Genomic DNA, 24,592 nt, shown 5'->3' on the forward strand with positions numbered 1-24,592 from the left:
TATAGGCAGGTTGAGTCGCGCAGGCACTGGTCATTGTTCAGCCCCTGCAGCTTTCAAGTATACCACACCTTGGCCGTAGCGGTTGTTCAGACCTGATAATTCGACTGGGCGGTAGTTGTTTGCCCGCGCATAGCTCAACAATGGGGCTTCCAGAACGGAATCGTATCCAAGCAGGAAAGCCGAAGGCGGGTTATCTGCAAACAGAGCCGGTAAGTCTTCGGCGCCTGCCATCACGTATTTGCCGGCAAGTTCCGGATCCGTGAAGGGTGCAATTCGGTAAGCGAATGGCCCGGTTGCAAATTCTGGATAAACGCTCAGGCCCGCCTCAAGCGGATAGATCGGCAGCAAAGTCGCGACCGGACCATCAGGCAGTGCACTGCCTGCCACCGCATCCCGCAGGACAGCGCCGGAACCGGCAAAACGGGCCGAGGTGAACTTCGAAGGCTCTGTCAGCGAGACCAGGCCCATCCCGATACGCGGGAGTCCCAGGATGACCATCAAGACAATACCTGCCGCAAGCACAGGCACTGCCTCGTGCCGCCGTGGCGGGTCAAGCCGACGGAACAGAACCGCGAGCAGCAGAGGCAGACAGACCAGAGGCTGGATATAATATTGCGGAAAACCGGGCGTTGGAACAAAAGCCATTGAGGCAGTCAGGATAATGATCGCCAGAACAACACCACCATGCCGCAGTTGCGAGGGCTGCATTTCGTCGACACGCGCACCACCACGCAGGATAATCCAAAGCACGGACAGAATGGCCATAACCATCACCAGGCCCACTCCGGCCACCCATGCCGAATGGGCCAGCATCAACTTGCCCGACAATCCCAGGGCCAGCCCCGGTTCTGTTGCGGCGTTGGCCTCCCAATAGGCGACATGTGGTCCGGTGTGAAACCCCAAGACATGCGCCAGAAAGACGCCCGGATCAGCGAGCAGGAAGGCAAACAGGGGCAAGGCCCCGATCAACCCTCCGATCAGCAGCGGCAGAACCACGGCTTTCAGTCGTCGTGCCATCGAAACATCCGCTGGCAACAAGAATGCGGCAAGAGCAATCGGCGGAATAAACAGTACCGCACTGACCTTCATCCCCGCCGCAATAGACAATGCGACGCCCGATAGGACCAGCGTCAAAAATCGCGGCGCGGGCTTTGACGTCTCGATCAAAAACAGGCCAAGCCCGATGACCGCAAATGGCAGTGGCAACAGATTGTTGGTTGCGGCCATACCGGCGCCGGTCAGAAACAGCTCGCATGTCACGATGCCGATAACTGAAAAGACGGCGAGAACCGGCGATCCCGACAAGCGCAGCGTTACCCAACCAGTTGCAGCGATCAATCCAAGCCAGGCCAGAAACAGGCCGATCCGAGCGGACCCCAACAGGCCGAACTCATCGAACAGAATGCCGGACCCAAGGTAATACCACGCCGAATAAGGGACGTGATTGTAGAAGAAGTCCGAATAAAGCTCCCACTCTCCGAGTAAACGCGCCGGAGGGACGAACATCAGCTCATCCCGGCGCAGATCATAGGTCATCAGGCGGCCGAACAAACCGGCAATCAGCAACACAAGCCCCAGACCAGCGGTCACGATCCCAAGCATAGCACCCATGCGCGTACTTGACGGGGTGGTGCCCTTAAAGCTTGATATTCTCGCATCGCTCATCTCAGCCCCTCCGATCCAACGCCTGACCCCGGCCAAGCGCACGCGAAATCATGAGGTAAGACAATATGACAACCGGCCCCAATGCGACCGCCTGTGCCAGATAGGGATCAAGCCCAACCTGCATCAAACCGCGCAAAAGCAGCGCATTCACAAAATACAGCACGACATAAGACATCGCATATAGCGGGAAACGGCGGTATCCCTGCACGCCAAAGACAAACCGGGCGTGGATACAAAAATTCCAGATCACACCCAAAATAAATTGAAGCAGAAGCGCAAGCTGTGGATGCATGCCCGCAAAAATCAAAAGGGCAAACACGCTATAGCCAAACGCCGTGTTGATCAGGCCGGCCCAGATAAACCGTACCACCTGCGCACGTTCCTCTGACGGCGCAAAAGCCGAGCGTATATTAAGCCTCGCCATCAAATGTTGGCCCTTTCGGCGGAAATATTAAACACAGAAACCAAATTCGGCAAAATAACCGACACCAGGAAAAACAATGCTAAATCAGCTGCCAGCGGGCAGCAGTTCCGGGTTTTCTCCTTCAGACTGACTGACCGCATTTGCTGCGTTTGTGCCAGCGCTTTTGAAAATTGGCTTGGATGAAAATTCCGAGATCGGAACCGGACGCAGGCCATTTGCACCATACCCAGGCACGAGCTCTTTCAGCAGGCGCTTGGCTGCCAGTTCGTCACCTTCTGCCGCAGCCTGTTCCAGTTTCCGGATCATGGCGCGCAGGCGGGCGACAGGAATGCCCTCGGGCCGTGCGGACCCGACGCCCGGAATGCCGCATTCGTGGCGTTTCTCAGACGCATCAAACAATTCCTCGAACAGCTTTTCGCCTGGACGAATACCAATGAATTCGATGTCGATATCCTCATAAGGCTTTAGCCCGGCAAGGCGGATCATCCGTTCGGCCAAATCCACAATCTTGACCGGCCGACCCATATCCAGAACGAAAATCTCTCCGTGGCTGCTTTCCATTTTCAACCCGCTGGCGGCCGCAACCAGAGTCAGTTGCACGGCCTCACGGATGGTCATGAAGTACCGTTCCATCCGGGGATCAGTCACGGTCAGCGGACCACCGTTCGAGATTTGACGTTGAAACAGCGGGATCAGCGAGCCCGACGACCCCAGAACATTGCCAAACCGTACCGAGAAGAACCGGGTTTCTTCCTCGGTTCCGTTGGTTACACGGTCCTGCGCCTGAACGTAGAATTCAGAAACGCGCTTGGTTGCACCCATCACATTGGTGGTGTTTACAGCCTTGTCCGTGGAAACCTGCACCATAGCGATGGCACCATAGTTCCGGGCTGCATCCGCGACGTTACGGGTTCCGATCACATTGGTCAAAACGCCCTCGCAAGGATTCATCTCAACCATCGGAACATGCTTCAGCGCTGCGGCATTGAATACCAGCTCGGGGCGATGACGTTCAAAGATGTCATTCACACGCGACGCATTGCGAATGCTTGCGATATACATCCGCCGGGGAACATCTGGAAAGTTCTGCGACAAATCCATGTCGATGGAATAGGCGTTGAACTCGCAATGGTCGATCATCACCAGTTCCGCCGGATCGAAAGAGGCAATCTGACGTGCCAGTTCGCTACCGATCGAACCACCTGCACCGGTCACCAATACGCGGCGCCCACGGAACATCTCGCGCAACATTGAGCGTTCAACAGCTTTTTGTGGCCGCTCGAGAATTTCTTCCGGGTTGATAATACAACCATTGGCGGCATCCTGGCCTTCTTCCCCAAGACCCGGCACGCGTGAGACAGCGATACCGTTGGATTCACACCAGCTGGTCAGCTTGCGGATGCCATCACTTTCAAAATGCGTGATCGGTTCGGTCAGGAACAAGCGTCTGGGCAAATGATCCCAGGTTTTAAGCCGCTCGACCACGCGATCGGCATCCAGAAGAGATCCGATAATCTGAACATCGTGGAAATACAGCCCCATGGTATTGCGCGCATCGTCAATAATGCCCACCGGCTGATACTTGGAGTGCGTATTCCGCAAAGACCTGACAAACAGATCACAACTTGCACCTGTACCAACCAAAAGCACCGGAACCTTGTCCTGATGTTCGGCCATCAACCGCGCATTCTGGCGATTCAGCTCACGGCTACGGGCAACTACACGCAGGGCACTGAGCAGTAGGATCATCAAGCCAAGCTGAATAATGAAGGCAGCGAAGGGTACAGCTTTGGTCACTTCGAAAACTGCACTGGCAGCCATGAGGCACAGGACCAACATTGTCGATCCCCGCAGGATCAGACGAATGTCTCGCAATGACGTCGAGCGTGTGTGGCGCCGGTACATGCCCGCAAGCGGGAAAACCGCCAGTCCAATCAGGCTGGACAAGAGCATCAGCGGGAACATGGCTGGCGCCATCTGTTGCGCTACCGTTCCACCATTCGCAAGATTTATTGCCACTACGGCTGAGAAAGACGAAGCAACAATGTCTCCAAAGACTAATCGATGATTGGCACGCAACTCACTAACAATCTGCGTTTGCCAGCAATGAAAACCCGAAACCATTTACCTCACCCCTTTATCTCATCACCGGCTCAATTCCGATCGAGAATTACTCGTACATCGTTACCCAACAGGATCCTGCAGCATCAAAACATTGCCACAGCTCCCAACTGATCACTCACAGACCGCTTGCAGCTGTCCTATATAAACCAAAGGCCCGCGATCAGATGATCAACCGAAAGCCTTGTACCTGTATCTTTGTTTTGCCCCCTTCACTTGAGCTGGTCTCAATCGCCCAAGTTGAACACACTCACTTCACTCGTTAATAATAATAATTCACGCAAGTAACAAAATTGTTCCTCTGGTTCGCCGGTTAGCGCAATTTCTTCAATCTCCTTCAACGCTAACATACGTTTCCGCGCCCTCAAAAGTAATTTCTTCACACTTCATTAACGAAATGCAGCGTTTCCTGAAGTACTCTTTGACTGATATTTTGCTGAGGGTTGCAGAATTTCCTCCTTGTTTCGGCTGACTTGAGCGCCGATTGACCTAGCGTAAACAATGGAAATGCTAATCTCACGGGGAAAATTACAGTCATTTTCTCAATCCGATGAAATCTTCGTGGGCCGCTGTCCGGGCCTCAATCTTGATTAATCGATCCACAATAAGCCCCAATCGGAGCATTGTGAACCAAGACGCAACAAAGATGACAACTCCTTTCGGCCAATCCTCTCATGAGTCGCAGGCCGGTTTTCCTGACAAAGGCTTTGTGAACTTGGCGCATGCTTGGAAAAATTTCCGCATAGTCAGGGTGCCGGTCAGCTCTGCCGCTTGAATCGAGAATCGATTTGGGATCAACTCAGCCCAGACTTCGGATCAGTGCGCCGGAACTTGGATCCGGCCAGCAGGATGATCCGGAGAGATGTTGGTTCTTGGTTTGATATTCGTAGTTTTCAGCTACAGTTCTTGGATTTGAATATGAACAGATTTCTCGAAATACTGTGTTGCCTGATCGCGGGCACGATCGCGCTGCCCTTTTTTCTGGCGGGTTGTGTGATTGTGCTGTTTTCGGTCGGGCGACCTTTGTTTTTTGGCCAACGGCGGGCAGGCTGCAACGGGCGCGTCTTTCGCATCTGGAAGCTGAGAACAATGTCCGACACACGCGATCAAAGCGGGGCTTTGCTGCCAGATTCGGAACGTCAGACAAAAACCACCAAGCTTCTGCGCCGCGTGAGGCTGGATGAGATGCCCCAGCTTGTGATCATCTTGCGCGGAGATATGGCCCTTGTTGGCCCCCGTCCCCTGCTTCCCGAAACCATCGAAGAGTTTGGAGACAATGGGCGGGTGCGCTGCACGGTTCGGCCCGGCCTGACAGGGTGGGCTCAGGTCAGCGGCAATACCGCGCTTTCAAATGACGAGAAGCTAAAGCTGGATCTATGGTATGTCGCGCACCGGTCACTGTCGCTTGATCTGAAGATATTGTTCGAAACCATTATGGTAGCCTTGGCCGGAGAGCATAAACGCCCTGACCGAATTCAGGCCGCAGACAACTGGCTGGACAGCCGAAAGGAGACACCTGCATGAAGACGGTATTTGTGGGGGCGGTCGAAGGATCGCATGTCGCCTTATCCGCCATATGTGCCCGAGGGTTTGTACCGGATTTGGTGGTGACACTACCGCCGGACTTGTCTCACCGGCACTCTGATTTTGCAGATCTCAAACCCACTGCAGATCGGTATGATATTCCTGTCCACTATACCGCCAAAAGTGACTCGGCCGGAACAATCAAAACCATTCAAGCCGTAAAACCTGATCTGATACTGGTCATCGGGTGGTCTCAGATTTGCGGGCCGGAATTTCGGGCCCAGGCAAAGATCGGATGCGTCGGGTTTCACCCATCCGCCCTGCCCCGTCTGCGCGGGCGCGGTGTGATCCCCTGGACTGTCATATTGGGCGAAACCGATGTAGGCGCGTCATTGTTCTGGCTGGGTGAAGGGGCCGATGACGGCCCGATTGCGGCGCAAGCTCGATATGCGGTCGATCCCAACACGGTAACAGCACGCGAGCTGTATGACCGGGCGCTTCAGGCCCTGACGCAGCTGCTGCCTCAGCTTCTGACGCAAATCTCTGAAGGCGATATCCCGGCGGCTCCGCAGCCAGAAACCGGGATCAGCCTTTGCGCGCGGCGGCGGCCCGAGGACGGGCTGATCGACTGGACCAGACCCGCGGCAGAGATTAACCGGTTGATACGCGCAGCCGGACCGCCCTATCCCGGCGCTTTCACCTACACTGCCTCCGGTGAGAAGCTGGTCCTGCTGGGTGTACAGAACACCGCCCTGCAGGGCTACTATATCGGCCTGCCTGGTCAGATACAGGCCATCGAAGGAAACCGGTTTACGGTCGCCTGTGGGGATGGGAAATGTCTGGACATCACAAACTGGACCGGCGCCGATGCGCCGCCCGAACTGCACTCAAAGCTCAGGAATTCCGAATGACATCACTGACACCTTTTGACGGACAGGACGGACCGGTACTTGTGGTTGCTCCGCACCCGGATGATGAAGTCCTTGGGGCTGGCGGCACCATCGCACGACTGGCAGATGTAGGTCGCGCAGTCCATATCGCGATTGTCACAACGGGTCGGTCGCCCCGGTTCAGCACGGAACAGATCGCCAATGTACAGGCCGAAGCCAGGGCCGCACATGAGCATCTTGGTGTGACGCATACGCATTGGTTGGATTTCCCTGCCGCTGAACTGGCTGAGCACCCCCATGGTGACCTGAACGCAGGTCTGGGAACACTGATCCGCGATCTCGACCCAAGTGTCATCCTGGCGCCGCATCCCGGCGACATCCATCTGGACCACCAGTTGAGTTTCCTTTCGACTTTGGTGGCAAGCCGACCTTATCAGGACAAATACCCGACGACGATCGCGGCCTATGAGACGCTTTCCGAGACAAATTGGAACGCGCCATATCTGACGCCGCCATTCGTGCCGAACATGTTTGTGGACATTTCGGATACATTGGAGCGTAAACTGGAAGCCTTCCAGCTATTTGCAAGCCAGGTCAAACAGCCCCCGCACGAGCGTTCGGTTCAGAGCTTGAAAGCGTTGGCAACTTTGCGTGGCGCGACGGTTCACCGGGCCGCGGCTGAGGGCTTTGTCTTGGTCAGGTCGGTTATCTGACTGACTGATCGCAAAATCGCCAAGCTGCGATCAGCGCATCCACGCTTCGGACCATAGTTGGAACATAAAGACCGTCCACAGCTGAGCACCCCAGTTGCGTTTGCCTGATTGGTGCTCGGCCCAGCATTTTTCCAGCGCTGCCTTGTCCACGAAACCCTCAAGCCCGTTCCCATCCAGAAGAATGCTGGAAACACGGGACTTTAGGGGCCCGCGCAGCCAAGCGTTGAGTGGGATACCGAACCCGCGCTTTGGCCGGTCGTACAGCGATTGCGGAACCCGCTTTTTCAAAAGCTCCTGCAACGCCACCTTGCCAACCTTCCCGTCGCACCGAAGCGATGACGAAGAGCGCCAGGCGGCGGTGACAACGCGGTAGTCCAACAACGGCGCGCGCATCTCAAGGCCCACCGACATCGAAGTGCGGTCGGCCTTCACCAGAATATCATCCGGCAAATAATATAGCGAATCCAACAACATCATGCTGTCCAACTGGCTCAACCCTGCGGGCAAATCATGCGTTCCGATCTCATTGCCCAGCGGGATGCCGGACTTTCCAAGCATACCGGAGGACCAGATCGAAAACTGGGCCTGATAGCGGCACTGGAACTCTCGTCCCTGCAGAACCGGCGCAAGCTTGGCCAGACGGTCGGCGCTCAGATCATCGCGCATGCTGCGCGGGGCGAATGGCCTTAGGACTGGCACCAGAGCGGCAAGAACCGATTGCGGCGCCTGCGACAGGGCTTGAATTGCCAGGTCGGGCATCTTGCCCTTCAGGCGCTCAAAGGCCTGCATCCGAACATATCGGGCATAGCCACCAAACGACTCGTCACCGCCGTCGCCGGACATGACGACCTTAAGCTGCTGGCGCGCCAGTTGCGAAACCAGCAGGGTTGGTAGTTGCGACGGGTCGGCGAAAGGTTCGTCAAACACCTGCGGCAAGCCTTCGATGGCTTGAAACGCCATTTCCGGCGTCGCCGTCACCTCGTGGTAATCCGTCCCAAGATGCTCGGCGATGGCTTTTGCATGGTCGGCTTCGTTGGTGTCTTCGTCCTCAAAGCGTACGGTAAAGCTGGGAACCTTCCTGCTGGATTGCTCTTGCATCATTGCAGTTATCAGCGACGAGTCGACGCCTCCGGACAGAAATGTCCCAACCGGCACATCCGCAACCATCCGTTCGCCCACCGCGCGCAGCAGTTCGGATTCGATTTCAGCTATGGCCGTTTCATCGTCAGGATAGGGGTTTGCGCGCGCCTCGGTGACTACGGCCTCGATATCCCAAAACCGCTCGATCCCTTGCAGAAGCGCATCCAACGAGGCCGGTGGGGTGTCAAGTTTGATCTCGACCATAGAGCCCGCAGGTAGTTTCAGGACATTTGGGTAAATCGTGCGCGGCGCAGGAATATATCCCAACCGAAGAAACGATCCCAAGGCTGCGCGGTCCACCTCTGCCGGTCCAAATTCCGGATGCGCGCGCAGTGACTTCAATTCGGACCCAAACAGAACGGTTTTCCCGGCCAGGCCCAGATAGAGAGGTTTTTTGCCAATCCGGTCGCGCGCCAATGTCACGCTCTGGGTTTTCCGGTCAAACACGGCAATGGCAAACATCCCGTGGACGCGGTCCAGTGTCTTGCGGATACCCCAAAGCTGCATCGCCGCCAGCAAAACTTCGGTATCGGACGTGCCCCTGAAGCTTATGCCCAGATCCTGCAATTCCTGACGCAGTTCCAGATAGCCATAGATCTCACCATTGAACACAATGGTGAACCGACCGTCTGCGGAATCCATCGGCTGGACCCCGGTTTCCGACAGATCAATAATGGCCAGACGCAGATGCCCCAGGGCCACACCCTGATCCGGGTCCACAAACAACCCGGTTCCATCCGGGCCACGGTGTTCAATCGATTGACACATCCTGCCAAGGACGGATGAGGCCTGAGACCGATCAACGGTGCCAAAGTTGATAAATCCGGTAATGCCACACATCGCTCAGATCCCCTTCTGTTCTGGCTGAGAGGCAATCTTATCGGGATCAAGACTGCCGCTCTCCAAAATGTTCCGATACTGCGCGGCAATGCGGTCAAGCTGGTAGGTACTGGCCACAATCGCCCGGGCTTTTTCTCTTTTTTCCAGATACTCTGGGGCCGACCAATTTGCGGCATGGACCAAAGCGTCTGCCAGCAATTCCGCGTTGCGGGGCGGTACGATCAATCCGCAGTTGCGAATGATCACCACTGCATCACCCACATCCGTCGACACAACGGGGTGGCCATAGCTCATCGCTTCGACAATGACATTCGGAAACCCTTCGGTTCGGGATGAAAGCACCAGCGCATCAATCCGTTTGTAGAATGCAGCCATATCATGCAGGTCGCCGTACAGCTCTACATTGTCGGCAGTCAGGTTATAGCGCGCCAGCAATGATTGTACTTCGGAGTTTTCAGGCGACATATTCTCTCCGGCCGCGATGATGCGCAGATCGGGGACTGACCGCAGCGCCAGGGACAGAGCCTGGAAAAGGGTTTCGTGATCCTTCTGTGGATGAAACCGCGCCGCAATCCCGAAAACCCTGGGCGGGTCGCTCCGCACCACAGAGGCTTGAGGCATGATCAGACCGTTCGGAATGACGCAAGACCGCGCAGCAGCAAACCCGTTCTTCGTGTGCTGATCCAATGCGCGTTGCGAATTATAAATGATCCCCGCGCACCTGCCCGACAAACGCCGACACAGGTCCACCGCAATCCGTGTGCTGCGCGTGAATGAGCTGGTATCGTCCAAAGCCTGCCTCACCGTCCAGTAAATTGGCACCTTTCGACCTGATATCCAGCTGGCAATCAGCCCGATGACCATCGCATGGTACATCCAGCACAGAACCGCCTGCGGTTTATACTGACGGATAAGACGCGATATCTGCAATATCGCGCGGGGCATGGACGACAGTGATCTGGCATTCAATCCGATCAGAACGGCGTTTGGATTTGCACATTGGCTTTTGATCCTGTCCGAAACCTCCGTCAGTGACACCACCAATACCCGATCCCCGGATTTGGCAACCAGCCGAGCCAGCATCGCCTGGGCCCCGCCCTGACCGGAAAAATCGGTGATGACATGCATGATCATCCGTTCAACACCCGAAACTCACTAACCTGATCCGGCGGCACATGCCGGGTCGGAACCTTCAGACACGCGCCCTGGATGCGGCGGTGTGAACTGCCTATGCACGCGCCCGATCTCCGATTTCGCGTACAAATTCGGCCAGACCGACGATATCTTGATGCGACCAGGTCGGATCAACCAGAAAAGCAAGGCTGGTTTCACCAAGCTCTTTCGCCACCGGTAAGGGATCAACCGGGCCAACACCAAGGCGTGCGAACATCTCTTCTCTATATATTTCAGAACAACTGCCCGAGAACACGGGGAAACCCGCCGCAGAAATCTCAGCTATGATGCGATCCCTGCTCCAACCCGAGGCCAGATTCTCAGGTCTTATGAACGCATAAAACCGGTAATAGGCGTGTGTCAGCCCGGCAGGTGGAACAGATACCCGAAACGCAGCGCATCCGGATAGAGCTCCCGCCAAAATCTCGGCATTTCTGGTTCTATGGGCGCGCCACCCGTCCAATTTCGCCAGCTGAATGCGCCCGATGGCGGCGGAAAGCCCGGTCATCCGCAGATTGGTGCCCGGCTGGCCACTATGTAGCCAGCGAAACCCCGGAGGGTGGCTTTTGTTAAACACCTGTTCATAGTTTTTACCGTGATCCTTATAGCTCCAGACCTTGGACCACAGCTCATCATCATTGGTGATCAGCATTCCGCCTTCGCCGCCGGTTGTGATGATTTTATCCTGACAGAAAGAATACGAGCCGCAGGTGCCAAAGGTTCCCACGTGCTGGTCACCGATCATGGCACCATGCGCCTGCGCACAGTCCTCGATCACCCAGAGGTCGCGGCTGCGCGCCAGATCCATGAGACCCGCCATATCCGATGGCCACCCGGCCAGATGGACCGCGATAATCCCCACGGTTCTGTCGGTCAGAACCGGTGCAATCGTTTCTGCGGTGATGTTCTGGCTGTCACGATCCACATCTGCAAATACCGGCTTGCCACCGGCCAGAAGGATCGAACTGGCAGACGCGATAAAGCTACGCGGTGTGACGATAACCTCGTCTCCGGGTCGGATGTTCAACGCCAGCAGCGCGGCGTCCAGAGTGACCGTGCCATTTGCCATGGCGATCGCATGCTGCGCGCCGGTATAGGCGCTGTATTCACGTTCGAACTCTTTGACATCGGGGCCGGTCCAGGCATTCACGCAACCGGATCTTAGCACTGCGCTGACAGCATCAATTTCATCTTCTTCGAAGAATGGCCATTTGGGCATCAGCTGTTTCCCTTCAGATAAGCGGCCAGAGGATAGCCGATGGAAGATGGGCCAAGCCTATAATTGCTCAAATTTAGACAGCAGGATTTCCGGATCATTTCTTTACCTCGCGCCAAACCATCCGAGGAGGTCAGGCAAGCTCAACAATTAACAAATTTTTGGCGCTCAGCGCCTGAATTGGAAACAAACTCCGCAGGTTCGGAAATATCTTTTTGTGCCGCGGCAGGCGAAACCTGACCTGAATCGATTGCTTATGCAAGGTTCCAGGTCACTTAACAGCGTGATTTTTCAACAATCAGGCCGCAGACAGTCAGAGGTGAAAAATAGGCAACAATCGGCTTTGGTGACAGCACCGTTGACAGCTTCGGCGACATGGATCAGCATCGCCTCAACCTTGGTTTTTAAAGTTTGAAATGTTTCTTTGATGAGTGATTTTCCCGACACCGCTTCCGGTGCCCAAGCCGTACCTGCCGAACGAGGTTCGACAACTGGCGGACGTCCAAAAGTTCTGTTTGTCGGCAATCTTACGACCTCTTTGACCAATTTTCGTTATGACCTGCTGAAAGAGCTTGCTGAACGCGCAGACGTACTTGCTTGCGCACCAGAAAACGATGCGGCGACCGAAGCAGCCCTTGCCGAGATCGGCGTGACATTTCGGCAAATCCCCATGGCGCGCGCGGGGTTAAATCCATTTCAGGATATGTCCACCCTGTTCACGCTGATCGGGATCTGCCGGGAAATACGGCCCGATATCGTCTTTGCCTATACGATGAAGCCGATCATCTTCAGCGGCCTTGCGGCGCGGGTGACCGGCGTTCGCCGGCGGTTCGCGATGTGTACCGGTTTAGGTTATGTATTTGCGGATGCCGAACTGACCCTGCGCCGAAAAGTGTTGAGAGCGGTGGCGACAGGCCTTTACCGCATCGGATTGAAAGGTGCCGACGAAGTTCTGGTTTACAACTCGGTCGACGCCGAGGAGTTTCGCAGCAGACGTTTGCTGGCACCTCAGGCCGCGCTGTCGATTGTGCCCGGTTCCGGTGTCAATCTCGCCAGATACGCAAAATCCCATCAGCCTACGGATCCACCCGTGTTCCTGATGATCGCACGTTTGCTGCGTGACAAGGGCGTGTTCGAATATGCCGAGGCCGCCCGGCAGCTTAGGGAACAATTCCCTGAAGTTCGCTGTCAGCTTTTGGGCCCGCTGGACGACAACCCGGACTCGGTAAACGCACAGCAGCTCGAAGAATGGGGCCAGCAGGGGCATATCGAGTATCTAGGCGAAACCAAGGATGTTCGGCCATTTCTCAAGGAATGTTCGGTCTTCGTATTGCCCACCGTCTATCGTGAGGGCATCCCCCGCGCCATTCTTGAGGCGATGTCGACAGGGCGCGCCGTCATTACGACCGATGCCCCGGGATGCGCCGATGCGATCAGCGACGGGGAAAACGGGTTTATCGTCCCCAAACGCAATCCAGAGGGGCTGGCGGATGCGATGAGAAAATTCGTTGAAGACCGGAGCCTAATCGAATCCATGGGTCAGGCCGCGCGGGCGCGTGCCGAGCAAGAGTTTGACGTCGCGCGGATCAACACGATCCTGCTACGGAAAATGGGGCTGATCGACAGCGATACCACGCTGCCCTCGACTGCCACCGACTGATCCACACCCATTCTAAGCTGACGTCTAATCCGAGAAACTGCGCCACCCGCGGCTGAGACCCGGATCAATCGCATCAAGCTCGGCAACGTCTGGCCTGTAGAAATCGGCCATTTTATGCGCCAAAGCATCGGGCAATTCAGGGTATTCCACCTGCCGCGCCACCGCTCTGCGAATGGCCTTTAACGGCCCCGTATGCCGGATCGGGTCAAGCAACGGTCGAAGCGGCGCCAGAACCCGCCTCAGAGGCAAGGGCACGATTGGCGTATTTTTGTTTTTGACCCGCTCTTCTAGTGGCGGCTCCACGACGCCGGAATAACCGATGTGATCGGCAACACGGCGTAAGGTTTCAACCGGTTGTGAGATCGTGTTTTCGTAGGCCAGCAACAGAATCTGATCGGTCGGAAACAGATCGTAGAAACGGCGCAGGTGATAGGCATATCTACCATTGTGCAGGAACCTTTCATCACCAGCCTTGTCAGGGTCCAGATACCGATGAATGTCGTCCCCAACAGTGCCCCGGCGATACAGCATACAGTAGTCGGAATAGGCCCTTCGAACCGGATCGCGCATCTGCAGGATCAACCTGACATCAGGATAGTCACGGGCAATCCTTTTGGCCGCCTCTGGATGTGTCAGATAGGTATTGCATTTTTCGCCTACGATACTCTGGTCTGAATATCCCTCGTATTGATCGCGATACCAGACCGCCCCCCGGTCATAATGATCCGAGAAATAGTGCAGCTCGGGATCCGGCATGAAAATTTGCGGTGTAGCCGTCAATGAATTCTGCAACCAAGTGGTCGCACATTTCGCAGCACCGAAAATCAGGAAATCTATTTTTCGTTCGTTCGGCAAACCCATTTTACCCCCAAAACCTTACATTTCGCATCCGGATTACGAAACCAATTCTCGGTACACGTCGGACACTTCGGCCACGTGTTTATCCAACCCAAAATTATCCTGCACATATTGGTATGCAGCCTGTGTTACCTGCTGTCTCAGGCTCGGGCCCTCAATCAGAGAGACGACCGGCTCAACAAAGGCCTCGGGGTCCTGCGGATCTACCAGAAAACCGGTTTTGCCATGATCGATTGCCTCGACATTGCCGCCGTGCCGTGTGGCCACAACGGGCAGCCCAAGGTGCATGGCCTCGATCAAGGTGCGTCCAAATGGCTCGTTCAAGGCCGGCACAAGGGTGGCATCCATGGCGACCATGCACTTTTCAACATCCTGCCGAAAACCCATCATATGAATCTGCGCGCCCATCCCCTGTTCTCGGGCCACGTCCATGGAGCCTGAGTCCAACCCGTCATCGGGATTGAGTACTTTGCCAAACAGCAGGCCATGTACCGGCCTGTCCCCAAACTGTTTCTGAATGGCCACAAGGCTTTGGACAAAATGAACCGGCCGTTTTCGCGGTTCCAGATGGCCAAAATATCCTAGAAGAACTGCATTTTCCGGCGCACCGATTTCGTTCAGGATCATCCGACGCGCCGCGTCTGGATCCGGGCGCTGAATGCTCAGGTCGAAGGGGCTGCGGATGACCTGAAACTTTTTGTCAACCGAGCGTATCGGACGCGAGGGTTTCGAAAAATACGACACGCTTAGGATGCGGTTCGAAAACACCGGCGCGACATAGTTAACGCCTACCGCGCGCGGATCCTGCCTGTGGTGCCAGATATGCTTGATCCCCAACCGTCTGGCCGGAAACACCCAATTCACATGCAATCGGCCCTCATTTGTGTGGACGATATCTGGCTTTTTGTCCCGCAAAAACCGGACGAGCTGGCCGTAGGTCCGGGTCCAGTATTCCGGAAAGCCAACATCTGCATCCGTTTTGTTGTTTGGAGGGCCCATAAGCCTGGGGCCCTGCAAAACATCGACATTCAGACCCAGCGATTGAGCATACTGCCCAACCGACCCGGCTTCGTTGTGGCAAAGGACCAATGGTTCAAACTGATCCCGGTCCAGACAGGACGCAAGTTTGAGCGCGGAAACATGACTGCCGCCCAGATCTGCCCAACCTGCAAAGGGAAATAAAACGCGTATCTTTTTCATTCTGGCCTGCCGCCTTTTTGGCTCAGCGCCGGACATCAAAACCGCGCGCTGAACCATAAATCATTGAACTGAAATCTATTGTGTTTGCGTGACGAAGGTTCGAGAAACCGAAAGCGTATCCCCGGGAGACAAGACAGTCTCACCCGAAATCGCTGTTGCGGCTCCTCCGGCCGCGCGGGTGACCGAGTATTCGATCACGATCTCTTCGACCGCATCAACCTCTTCAACAACGCCAAGCGCTGCCAGCTCGGCCTGCAGGATTTTCGCGGTGCCCAGCCGGGTCTGCAAATCCTCGAGTTCGATCTGCACCAGATTCAGCCGCACCAGCGCATTCGAGCGCGCGGTATCAAGCAACTCCAGCTCATCGCGTTGCGCGCGGTTCAGCTGTTGCCGGGCCAAGCCCAGAGCGATCTCGATATCCACGCTTTTGCTTTCCAGGTCGTTCAGCGAGTTGGACAGAGATGACACGCGGGAACTGACCGTAAGGCCCTTTTTCTGTAGTGCCAGAGCATCATCCAGATCTTTGCGCGTGATCGCGATCTGATTTGCCCGCAATTCCAGCTGCCGTTCGAGGCTATCGATCTGATCTTTGAGGGTTTCCTGTAATTGGATGATGCGTTCACCCTGCCCTTCCCGGGCCTGTTGATCCGCTTGCAGAATCTCCCCCTGCAGACCTTGTGGGGGTTCAATTTTGGCATCACCGCCGTCCGGAGACAGTGTTGACAGATCAGCCAGCAGTCGGCGTTGTTCGGCTTGCAGAGCTTCGATCTGTTCATTGTACAACTGAACTTCACCCTGAACCCGCAATCCGGTAAAGTTCGTTCCTACGTCATTTTGCAAAGGCAACCGGTATTCCCCGCCCGCAAGCGCCATCGCCTGCTGCGCGGTCAGTTGTGGCCGATAAGGGTACGAGCCTGGAATCTGGACATCCCCCAATATGTATACAGGCAGATGGCCGATGACTTCGATCGCCAGATGAGGCGGTTCTGCCATCCCCACGCGAGTGCGCATCTGAGTTTCCAGCAGCAGTACCAGATCTTCGGTCGTTCGCCCTTCAGCATGAACCTGGCCGGCCAGAGGCACCATCAGCATCCCTCCCGAAGAAAGCGCATATTCACCGGAAACGCCTTGCCAGTTCACAAAAGACGCAACCACCGGATCCCAACGCATCGCACGCAAATTGATCTTGTCCTGCGGTGCCAGAACATATTCCTCGGCCTGAAGCGCACCGATAAAACAAGCCGAAGCCGCGATCACAGAAAGCATCAGTTTTTGCAATAATTTCACGACATTCTCCTAAGTGTATTCGTTGGTCCTAACACCGGCAGGCGCGACACGCTAAGCGCAATGGCAAGGACAAAGGGTACGTTCCAGAACCGGGCATAAAAGGTCGTCGCTCCGGCAAGCAGCACGACATACATCAGCATGGCAACGATGGTCAGTGCCCCGACCGATGGCGAGCGGCCGACAGAAATGGCCATCCAGGCCAAGTATATGCTGGCCAAAATAAAGCCGACCATACCGAGCAGAGAAATCAAGCCACCTTCGGACAGAGTCAGCAAATAGGCCGAATGAACCACGATTCCCTGTTCGCTGGCCAGGCTGTACTGGTTTGCACCCAGCCCGATCAACAAAGTGCCACGGGATACCTCGAAAGCCTCTTGCAGCAGGAATAACCGGTCAGAGAACGTGCCCGCCTGGCTAATGTCACCTGCAAGAACGGCATTCAGAACTCGTTCGCGAAAGACCTCGGGCAAGAAAAGCTCACCAAAGTTCAGGACCACCAAAACCGCAATCAACGTGCCGACGATCAGGGTCACAACATGACGCGGGGACCCGCTGCTGAGGATAATGGCGACAGTCCCCACTATGGTCACGATCAGACCAGAATTCGAACCGGTCAGGATGACGCCGTAAAACAGGATTGGCAGCCCGATCAGCCCCCAGATGCGGCTGCTTTGCTTCTGCAGGATCAGGCTAAGCAGGAAAACGATGGCCATCGCCAGCATAAGCGCGCATTCATTTGCCCGCTCGACCAGCGAAAGCATGCGACCATTGGCGGATACAAACCGGTGTGTCGGGTCTTCCATGAAGTTGATTGCATAGATGCCAAACAGCACAACAATGCCCATACCAATAATAAATGCCTTCATCAGCAGGACGATCTGATCAAAGCTTCGATTGCCGATCAGGACTGGCAGCACGATCAACGAAAAGAAGTACTGAACAAACACTGTCAGCAGCTCGGTCGGGTCACCGTTGATCAACGAACCTATGGTCAGGCCCCCTGTGAAAAACAGGAACGAACTGTACCAGAACCCGCTTGCGGGCCCGAATATCTTAACCGGCAGCTGGCCAGTTGCCAGCATGACAAACCCAGCCAGCACAAAGAAGAAATCCGAGAGGGTGAAATAGACGAAATCCACTCTGAGATAGTTCATCGGCGCCAGGGCTACAGCCGCCATCAGGAAATAGAGAGCTGCCATGTCTACGCTTGGCAAATAGCCGATCCCATTGGTCGGCTTGCCAAAGGAAACTGATTGGGCCGATGCAGGTCTCATGGGCGCACCTGCTCCTTTCCGTGTAATGCAGGGTTCAGCAATGTACGCCGCAAGTGTAACACACACAGCCCTAGCCAGACGGAATTACACAGCACATGCGCCACAGCGGCACCGACCACGCCCAAAACAGAAACCATCGGTGCAATGAGGATCAGAAACAAAATAGTGTTCAACAAACCGATCCGAACCAAGGCCCGGTCTTGCCCCAGGCTCAGCAGTGCAGGGTTCAGCAGTATCCCACCAAGATAAATACCTACCGCGATTGCCTGCACGCGCACGACCGGTACTGCGGGAGCATAATCCACGCCAAAAATCGCAGTAACGATCGGTTCCAGCATCAAGATCACTGGAATCAGGACAAGGGCAATTACCCCCCAGAACCCGGCGCTGAGACCCGTTAGCATTTTTTGCAAACGGTCAAATTCATTTCGGGCGGCAAACCGGGTGAACTCGGGATAGATCGCCTGGCTTAGCGGTCGTCCAAGACGCAGTGCAGCTTCGCCGCACCGTTTCGCGATATGGTAATATCCCACCATCGTCGGTGAAATCAGAACACCCAATATGATCACGTCCAGGCGCTGCGTGGTCTGACGCAAGATGACAGAGAGATTGCTGTTCCAAACAAAGCGCAGAAACCCGGAATTTTCACCCAGAGTTTGCTTTATTCCAAGCATCGGGCGGCCATAGCCATTCCGCGACATTTCTCGCAGCCCCGCGGCAAAGGCCAGAACGCCGTCTAAAAGGCTGACAGCAACAAATATCGCGACAAAGCCAGGCAGCCCAAACCCAAGTTGCCAGGCAATTACCCCCAGCACCATCCGCACAGACGCTGCGAAAATATCCAGTTTGGCCAACAGATCGAACCGGTCGAAGGACCGCAACAAAGCCAGCCCGGTTGGCCTCAGCGAAACCAGAATTCCCAGCGATGCGACCGGCAGCACCCATGCAAGATCCTGATCCAGCCCCAGCCATCCGGCGATGATCGGTGCGAATGCGATCGCAGCGCCGGCGGCCAATACGCCCCCAACCACATCAATCAGGACCGACAGCCCGACAAGTCGGCGAAATCGTTCGCGGTCTTCTTCCTCCAGCGCAGTGCTTCCATATCTAATCACCGCCTGCCAGGGCTCAAGATGAAGGAACCGGGAAACGATCCGTGCATAGGCCTCGCCTATTGCCATTACCCCCAAGCCTGCAGCCCCAAGTGCGCGAGCGGCCACCGGCAGAAACACAAGGCCCAGCAAAGCGACTGCGATCTGAGAGGAGAAGATCCATTTCAGATTGCGCAGTAAACGCCGAAGCACAGCAGTCGGGATTGAGGTTGCGCCGGGCTGAGAGGTCATGTCTGATCCACCCGCCCGCCGCATAAACGACCGGCCAATTCCACCCCTTGGCGGCTGCCGGTCATTGGACCACGCCGCAAAAGCGTCGCGGGCGCTGTGCCCTCATATTCGCAAATAAAAACCAATACCCAATCACCAATCTAACAAATCCTACAAGGGTCTGCGAACCGTAATCAGCTGCTTTTCCCAGGCTCATCCGAGTAATGATATGTATAGGCACCATACCCATATTGCCTTTGCTTCCGCATGTTCACACCATTCATGATCGTACCGGAAATCTTGATATTGCTCATCCGCAGCTTTTCGATTGCATCCTTGAGAATTTTTTCGGTGGTCTGCCCCCAGCGCACCACCAGGAACGTACCATCGACAAGCGGCCCAAGTCGGATCGTGTCATCAATGACCAATGTCGGCGGCGTATCGACCAACACAAGATCGTACTGATTGCGCAACATGCGCCCGTATTCGCCAAGCTGCTGCATCAACTGTTTGCGGGATATTTTCGGACGCAGGTTCAGACTGATCGACGAAACCCCCGGTACCCGTTCGCCATCGACATAAATCTGGCTGGGTTGTACGGCACCGCTCAGCGCGTCCTCGATCTCGACCGGGGCCGCCCCGGTAAGACCCAGTGTTTTTGAGGCACGGCAACGGTGGTTATCCATATCCAACAATAGAACGCGCATTCCATCTGTACCCGCCACTAGGGCCAGCGAAACCGCAACCACGGTCTTGCCTTCTCCAGGAACACCAGAGGTAACCATGACGATGCTGCCGTCATCATTTGTGTTAAACCACATCGTCAAAACACTGCGCAGCGCCTCGACATAGGGCGAGCGGCCCTGATCACGGATAAAGCGCAACAACTCCTGCTGACCATCCGTGTCCGAATCCATCACCGTATCCGGCAGGAAACCCAGATTGGTCAGATCGGTTTGCTGTTCGATCTGGTTTTCGTTGACGATCCGCGTGTTGCTGCCCTCCATCAAAAGGGCGATCACAAAAGCCAGAGAGAACCCGACAATCGCGCTGACTGCGACGGCGACTTTGGTATTCGGCCAGAATGCCGAAGTCGGCGCATGAGCAACCGAAACCTGCTGAACCGCCTGGCCAAGAAACTGTTGCTGGGTTTCAAAATCATTCAGTTTTTCAATCGTCGTCTGATACCGGATCCGAAGAAGCTCTAGCGCGCGTTCCATCCGCAGCAATGCTATTTCCGAACCGGTCCGGCTGCGTAATGCCTGTTCAACAACGGCAATCTGGTCAGCAATTTTGTTGACCTCTTCGCTGCTGGCTCCGTTGATCTCATGCACATCTTTTTGCGAGTTCAGCCGCGCAAGTTCCGACCGAAGCCTACCCGGCACGGATTCATCCGCCAGATTTTCTTCAAGAATAAAGGCCGCCATCTGAAGTTCGTCACGGGTCAGTTCGTCACCCAGTTCATTTACGCGGTCCTTAAGAAAAGAAATGGAAGATGAAAGACCTTGCTGCCGCCGCTGCTGCAGGCGAAGGATAAAGGTTTCTGCAACTGTATTGGCAATATCGGCTGCCAGCTGCGGGTCTTCTGCTGTTGAGATGATCTCAATCGCAAGGCTCTCTCCTTGCCGAAGTACGTTATATGTCGACAGTGTATTGTCGATTACACGATTGCGGATAACGGATGTGGATTGCGGATTTGCGGGGTTTTGCGCCCCGGCAAAAGCCTCATTCTCGAACAGGTCCAGCGCCAGGGCGACCTCTGCCGCAAACTCTCGTGACCGCAGGATGTCGATTTCGGTTTCAATCAAAGTGCGGGTCAGCTCGTAGGATTCAAGTTCGACACTGTCGGCGCGGACGCGCATATCCAGAGATGTGAGAACGATTTCGGCGCGGGATTTGTATCTTGGGTCCAGTTGATTGACGACCATAAACGTGCCGACGATCACAGCTGCGGTCACTCCGAGGATCAACTTCAGATGACGGTAAATCATCCGCCATATGCCATCCAGACGCTGCTGGCCAAATTGGTTTGCGATATGGTTTTGATCCATTCTCTATCGTCCCTTGTAGCGACCAAGATCACCGTCGCCTGAAATACAAATCTTTGATGCTGCGCCCATGTTCGAACGAATTCTTATCCTAATGATTGGACAGCTTGGCCATTTTTCCGAGTTTTCTTGTCGTTATTTGCTCAATGTTTCCACACAAGAGACAATAGGCCGGAATCCTTGCTGTTGCAGAAGCTAAGAGGCGGCGTCTTTCAAAGTTTTGCAGACCTGATTCATACGACAAAGTACTTAACCTCCAAAAGTGCGGCGACACCGCAAGCGCGCCAATATTACTAGTTAAACCTGTAAAACGTGTTTCCTGCGACAAAGCCGTCCAGCTTTGCCGATCTTGCATAGTGATGCAGATCACTGGTTTTGTTTATGAACCCCGCTCCGCGAAAGTTCAGTGACGTATTGCACAATACACCCGTGCCCGAAGCCGACTTGAATGCGTTCAGCAGGTCGTAAAAGAAAGCATTCTGATCCCGGCGGACTGTTTGGACCCTTGCTGTCCCGTCTACATGCGTGATCGCGGCCAGGTTCTGATTGGTCACCTTCTGCAGATGCAACATATAAGGTGCGGAGTTTTCCCACTCAAAATGCTGGCTGACATCTTCCTCAAGGCAGGATGGGGCCACGGGGCTTGTATCCGGCCGGTTTTTAGCCCTGTTCAGGCGCACGCGGGTTTCGGCCCAGAACGGGGCCGCCAGAATCGAGCGGTTGCCCAATGCGCGCGGACCGATTTCACAGTTCCCTCTGGCCCAACCGATGAGCTCACCGGACATCAACGCATCCGCGACATCGTTCAGACGCAGCTCGCTGACCCGCATGCCGCTACTGTCGATTTTATCATCCACAAAGGACTGTCCGGAATAAACCGTCCAATCCAGCTTTGCCTGGCCCGTATAGTGGCGCATGGCATCAACCGCAGTTCCTATGGCGCAGCCGGAATCACTGCTGCAAGGCGGTACAAATACATCTCGGAACAAGCCGCAATTCTGCCACTTGGTGTTCCAATCGCAGTTCAATCCACATCCGCCAGCAATCACCAGCGGATAGCCCTCTGTCAGGTTCTGTTCGGCAAAGGCAAGGAACCGTGAAAAAATCGCATCCGAGAGTTTCTGTGCAAGATTACTGAACTGCTGGCTGTGCATTCCGACGTTGAAAAACGGGGAATCGGTCAGACGGTCCTTGCGTAGAATCTCGGCCAATGGCTGATCTGACAAAAGATAGTCTATCAGCGCATGTTCATCCGCGTCATGTGAACCGGGCTCTGCATAGGCACATGCCGCCATCATCCTCCCGGGGTCTTCACGCCGTTGTTCACGCGAAAGCACGGGATAATCGGGATCAACCAGTGCGCTCAGGAACGAATATCGGGCACCGGGCCCGGTCATCACCCGACCGACATGAGACAGCTTTAGATCTTCATCAATCTTGTAGAAATCGCCAAGCGTGTCTTCCCAAACCAACACATAACAAGGTTCACCCTGACGAAACGGAGACATCCCATAAGCGCCCCAAATATGTGCCCTTTCATGGGTCGATGAGAAAAAGTCGATCTCCTTGCCAAAAAACGTTCGTTTCCCCACGGTCTGAGCATCTTCGCCAATGCCGAAATACCCTGCCCCCGAGGTCGTCACATGTTGTGTTCCGGTCGTTGACCAGCCGCTAAGGGCCAGGATATCAGGCAAGTCCCGGAACCACAGGCCAGAGTCGATAAATGTATCCGGTGTGACTGACGTGTTGCGGGGAAAACTGTCTTTCTCGGATTCATAGGAAAACAGCAGGTTACCGTTTTGGGCATCAATACCCGCAACCGTACCGTCGTGACCCGACTTGAATGACAAAATCTTCATTTCACACCTCAATACCGCGCCTGTTGCGCGGCCCTGGCAAAACACACCAATTCGTTACTGTTCTATCAAATTGCGTTGGCGCAGCCCCTCTGTAATTGCCCGAGCGGCCAGTTCTGCGCCTGCTTCGTTGAAATGAGAATCCGGCGCATAATACGATGCCGGATCCTCTTGCATTTCGATAACATCCGTTAAGTCTATCACGTCCAGCCCGGCCTGCGCAGCCGCATCTTTCACCAATACTCGCAGCGGGTCGTGGATAAAGGGCTGGGCGACCAGACCCATATAGCGGCTGACCGTCGGCACATACACGATGACGATCTCACCATCCCATTGTGATGTTATCTGCTTTGCCCGGATCAGAACATCCGCAAATACCGGGTTCTCATCGGTCGCTTTGGGATAGTGAATCCCAAGAATCTCGGCCGTTTTCTGCAATGCCAGAAAGTTCCTGAACACCCTTTGCGCCCGCAGGTAGTCGATCCAGGACAACGTCGTCTCAGACCACCATCCAGAAATAATTGGAGCGGATATTTCCGACTGATCCGGATGCTCGATCGGGCCAAAATCTGCAGCCGGGTCGAGTGCTTCGCGCAGCCACGGCTTCTCAAGCTCTCGTTCCAGATTGCGCCAGTCATTGCCCGCAAAGAAAGAAAAGATCGTAAGATCAGGCTGGAACTCTGGCCCGTATCGGCCCAAAACCGCCAGTTGATACAGCGGGCCAATGCCTCTGTGACCGGTGTTAAGCAAGCTCGGCATATCCTGACGCAGCTTATCCGCCAGATGCTCACCCTCTCTCAGGCAGAACCCTTCGGAAAACGAGTCGCCCAGCAGCATCACATTCAAATCGTTTTCAAAGACCGAAGGTGGATTGCGAAACCCCAAACGATCAGGCGTATAGGTCACCGGCTCGCCCAGCACCGAGCACAGCAGCATCTTGTCACCCGGCATGGGCGCCAGATACGCGGATTCGAGCAGCTGTGTATCCAGCGCATCGTTCACATGTTTCATTGTCCGGCCCGGCGGCAAATTTTCCTTGTATTCTTCGACGCTGACGTCATCGCCGACAAACCCGACCAGCCCCAGACGCCCGGGGATTATCTTGATTGTCAGATAGGCCTCGAATGCGAACAGAGCCGCCAACAGGGAAACAGCGCTCACGCCAACTGTCAGCCTGCCTTCGTCTGATAAAAAGACCGCGCATAAGGCCAGCACCAGCCCAATCGCGCCCGGGGCCAGAATGTACCGGATCAGCCGCGCGGTTCCATTGGCAAATTCCGCTGAATTCATCAGTGCGTATGCGACGACCCCAAAGAAATAGAGAGCAGCAACCAGACATAGGATTGACCCGAAACGCGAACTGCGGGTTTTTTCAGTCATT

At 55.2% G+C, this 24,592-nt stretch carries 18 protein-coding genes; 4 read left to right on the forward strand and 14 right to left on the reverse strand.

Going from position 1 to position 24,592, the window contains the following annotated elements; translation table 11 throughout:
• Nucleotides 1–30: 30 nt before the first annotated feature.
• From AC2FHW_RS08245 to AC2FHW_RS08255, 3 genes are all read right to left on the reverse strand, one after another.
• A complete protein-coding gene (locus tag AC2FHW_RS08245) occupies nt 31–1,665 on the reverse strand; it encodes a glycosyltransferase family protein (RefSeq protein WP_496691637.1) in 1,635 nt (544 codons plus the stop codon).
• A gap of 1 nt (nt 1,666) precedes the next feature.
• Nucleotides 1,667–2,089: a GtrA family protein gene (locus AC2FHW_RS08250; RefSeq protein ID WP_496691638.1), complete on the reverse strand. Its 423-nt coding sequence runs from the start codon at nt 2,087–2,089 to the stop codon at nt 1,667–1,669.
• Between the two features lie 84 nt (nt 2,090–2,173).
• A complete protein-coding gene (locus tag AC2FHW_RS08255; RefSeq protein ID WP_271948802.1) occupies nt 2,174–4,108 on the reverse strand; it encodes a polysaccharide biosynthesis protein in 1,935 nt (644 codons plus the stop codon).
• A 1,020-nt stretch (nt 4,109–5,128) separates the two neighbouring features.
• Here AC2FHW_RS08255 and AC2FHW_RS08260 point away from each other — a divergent pair.
• The 3 genes from AC2FHW_RS08260 to AC2FHW_RS08270 are packed head-to-tail and all read left to right on the forward strand — an operon-like array spanning nt 5,129 to nt 7,337.
• Nucleotides 5,129–5,734: a sugar transferase gene (locus AC2FHW_RS08260; RefSeq protein ID WP_142636214.1), complete on the forward strand. Its 606-nt coding sequence runs from the start codon at nt 5,129–5,131 to the stop codon at nt 5,732–5,734.
• A complete protein-coding gene (locus AC2FHW_RS08265) occupies nt 5,731–6,645 on the forward strand; it encodes a methionyl-tRNA formyltransferase (protein ID WP_271948799.1) in 915 nt (304 codons plus the stop codon). Before AC2FHW_RS08260 ends, AC2FHW_RS08265 begins: the two co-directional genes overlap by 4 nt.
• Entirely contained in the window at nt 6,642–7,337 is a 696-nt protein-coding gene (locus AC2FHW_RS08270; protein WP_496677150.1) for a PIG-L deacetylase family protein, read from the forward strand. The genes AC2FHW_RS08265 and AC2FHW_RS08270 overlap by 4 nt, the downstream gene beginning before the upstream one ends.
• 30 nt (nt 7,338–7,367) lie before the next feature.
• On the opposite strand, the gene asnB is transcribed toward AC2FHW_RS08270, so the two are convergent.
• The 3 genes from asnB to AC2FHW_RS08285 form a co-directional block, all read right to left on the reverse strand.
• Complete coding sequence (gene asnB, locus AC2FHW_RS08275) at nt 7,368–9,317, reverse strand: asparagine synthase (glutamine-hydrolyzing) (protein WP_271948795.1); 1,950 nt, start codon at nt 9,315–9,317, stop codon at nt 7,368–7,370.
• A 3-nt stretch (nt 9,318–9,320) separates the two neighbouring features.
• Complete coding sequence (locus AC2FHW_RS08280) at nt 9,321–10,445, reverse strand: glycosyltransferase (RefSeq protein ID WP_496821762.1); 1,125 nt, start codon at nt 10,443–10,445, stop codon at nt 9,321–9,323.
• 100 nt (nt 10,446–10,545) lie between these two features.
• Nucleotides 10,546–11,709: a DegT/DnrJ/EryC1/StrS family aminotransferase gene (locus tag AC2FHW_RS08285; RefSeq protein WP_271948791.1), complete on the reverse strand. Its 1,164-nt coding sequence runs from the start codon at nt 11,707–11,709 to the stop codon at nt 10,546–10,548.
• A 424-nt stretch (nt 11,710–12,133) separates the two neighbouring features.
• Between AC2FHW_RS08285 and AC2FHW_RS08290 the strand changes: the two genes are divergently transcribed.
• Nucleotides 12,134–13,366, forward strand: coding sequence for a glycosyltransferase family 4 protein (locus AC2FHW_RS08290; protein WP_142636202.1), 1,233 nt, complete (start codon nt 12,134–12,136; stop codon nt 13,364–13,366).
• Between the two features lie 24 nt (nt 13,367–13,390).
• Here the strand turns inward: AC2FHW_RS08290 and AC2FHW_RS08295 are convergent, their stop codons facing one another.
• From AC2FHW_RS08295 to AC2FHW_RS08330, 8 genes are all read right to left on the reverse strand, one after another.
• Entirely contained in the window at nt 13,391–14,227 is an 837-nt protein-coding gene (locus AC2FHW_RS08295; RefSeq protein ID WP_142636200.1) for a sulfotransferase family protein, read from the reverse strand.
• Nucleotides 14,228–14,260: 33 nt separating this feature from the next.
• Complete coding sequence (locus AC2FHW_RS08300) at nt 14,261–15,424, reverse strand: glycosyltransferase family 4 protein (protein ID WP_496821764.1); 1,164 nt, start codon at nt 15,422–15,424, stop codon at nt 14,261–14,263.
• Between the two features lie 75 nt (nt 15,425–15,499).
• Nucleotides 15,500–16,711, reverse strand: coding sequence for a polysaccharide biosynthesis/export family protein (locus AC2FHW_RS08305; RefSeq protein WP_496728752.1), 1,212 nt, complete (start codon nt 16,709–16,711; stop codon nt 15,500–15,502).
• Nucleotides 16,708–17,985, reverse strand: coding sequence for an O-antigen ligase family protein (locus tag AC2FHW_RS08310; protein WP_271948783.1), 1,278 nt, complete (start codon nt 17,983–17,985; stop codon nt 16,708–16,710). Before AC2FHW_RS08310 ends, AC2FHW_RS08305 begins: the two co-directional genes overlap by 4 nt.
• Entirely contained in the window at nt 17,982–19,328 is a 1,347-nt protein-coding gene (locus tag AC2FHW_RS08315) for a lipopolysaccharide biosynthesis protein (RefSeq protein ID WP_271948781.1), read from the reverse strand. Before AC2FHW_RS08315 ends, AC2FHW_RS08310 begins: the two co-directional genes overlap by 4 nt.
• A gap of 173 nt (nt 19,329–19,501) precedes the next feature.
• Nucleotides 19,502–21,358, reverse strand: coding sequence for a GumC family protein (locus AC2FHW_RS08320; RefSeq protein WP_271948779.1), 1,857 nt, complete (start codon nt 21,356–21,358; stop codon nt 19,502–19,504).
• A gap of 290 nt (nt 21,359–21,648) precedes the next feature.
• The gene (locus AC2FHW_RS08325; RefSeq protein ID WP_496677171.1) at nt 21,649–23,214 is read right to left on the reverse strand and encodes a carbamoyltransferase C-terminal domain-containing protein; all 1,566 of its coding nucleotides are present in this window, start codon (nt 23,212–23,214) and stop codon (nt 21,649–21,651) included.
• Nucleotides 23,215–23,268: 54 nt separating this feature from the next.
• Nucleotides 23,269–24,591, reverse strand: coding sequence for an alginate O-acetyltransferase AlgX-related protein (locus AC2FHW_RS08330; RefSeq protein ID WP_496697080.1), 1,323 nt, complete (start codon nt 24,589–24,591; stop codon nt 23,269–23,271).
• Between the last annotated feature and the right edge of the window lies 1 nt (nt 24,592).

It is taken from the genome of Ruegeria sp. YTSA108, from assembly GCF_059610185.1.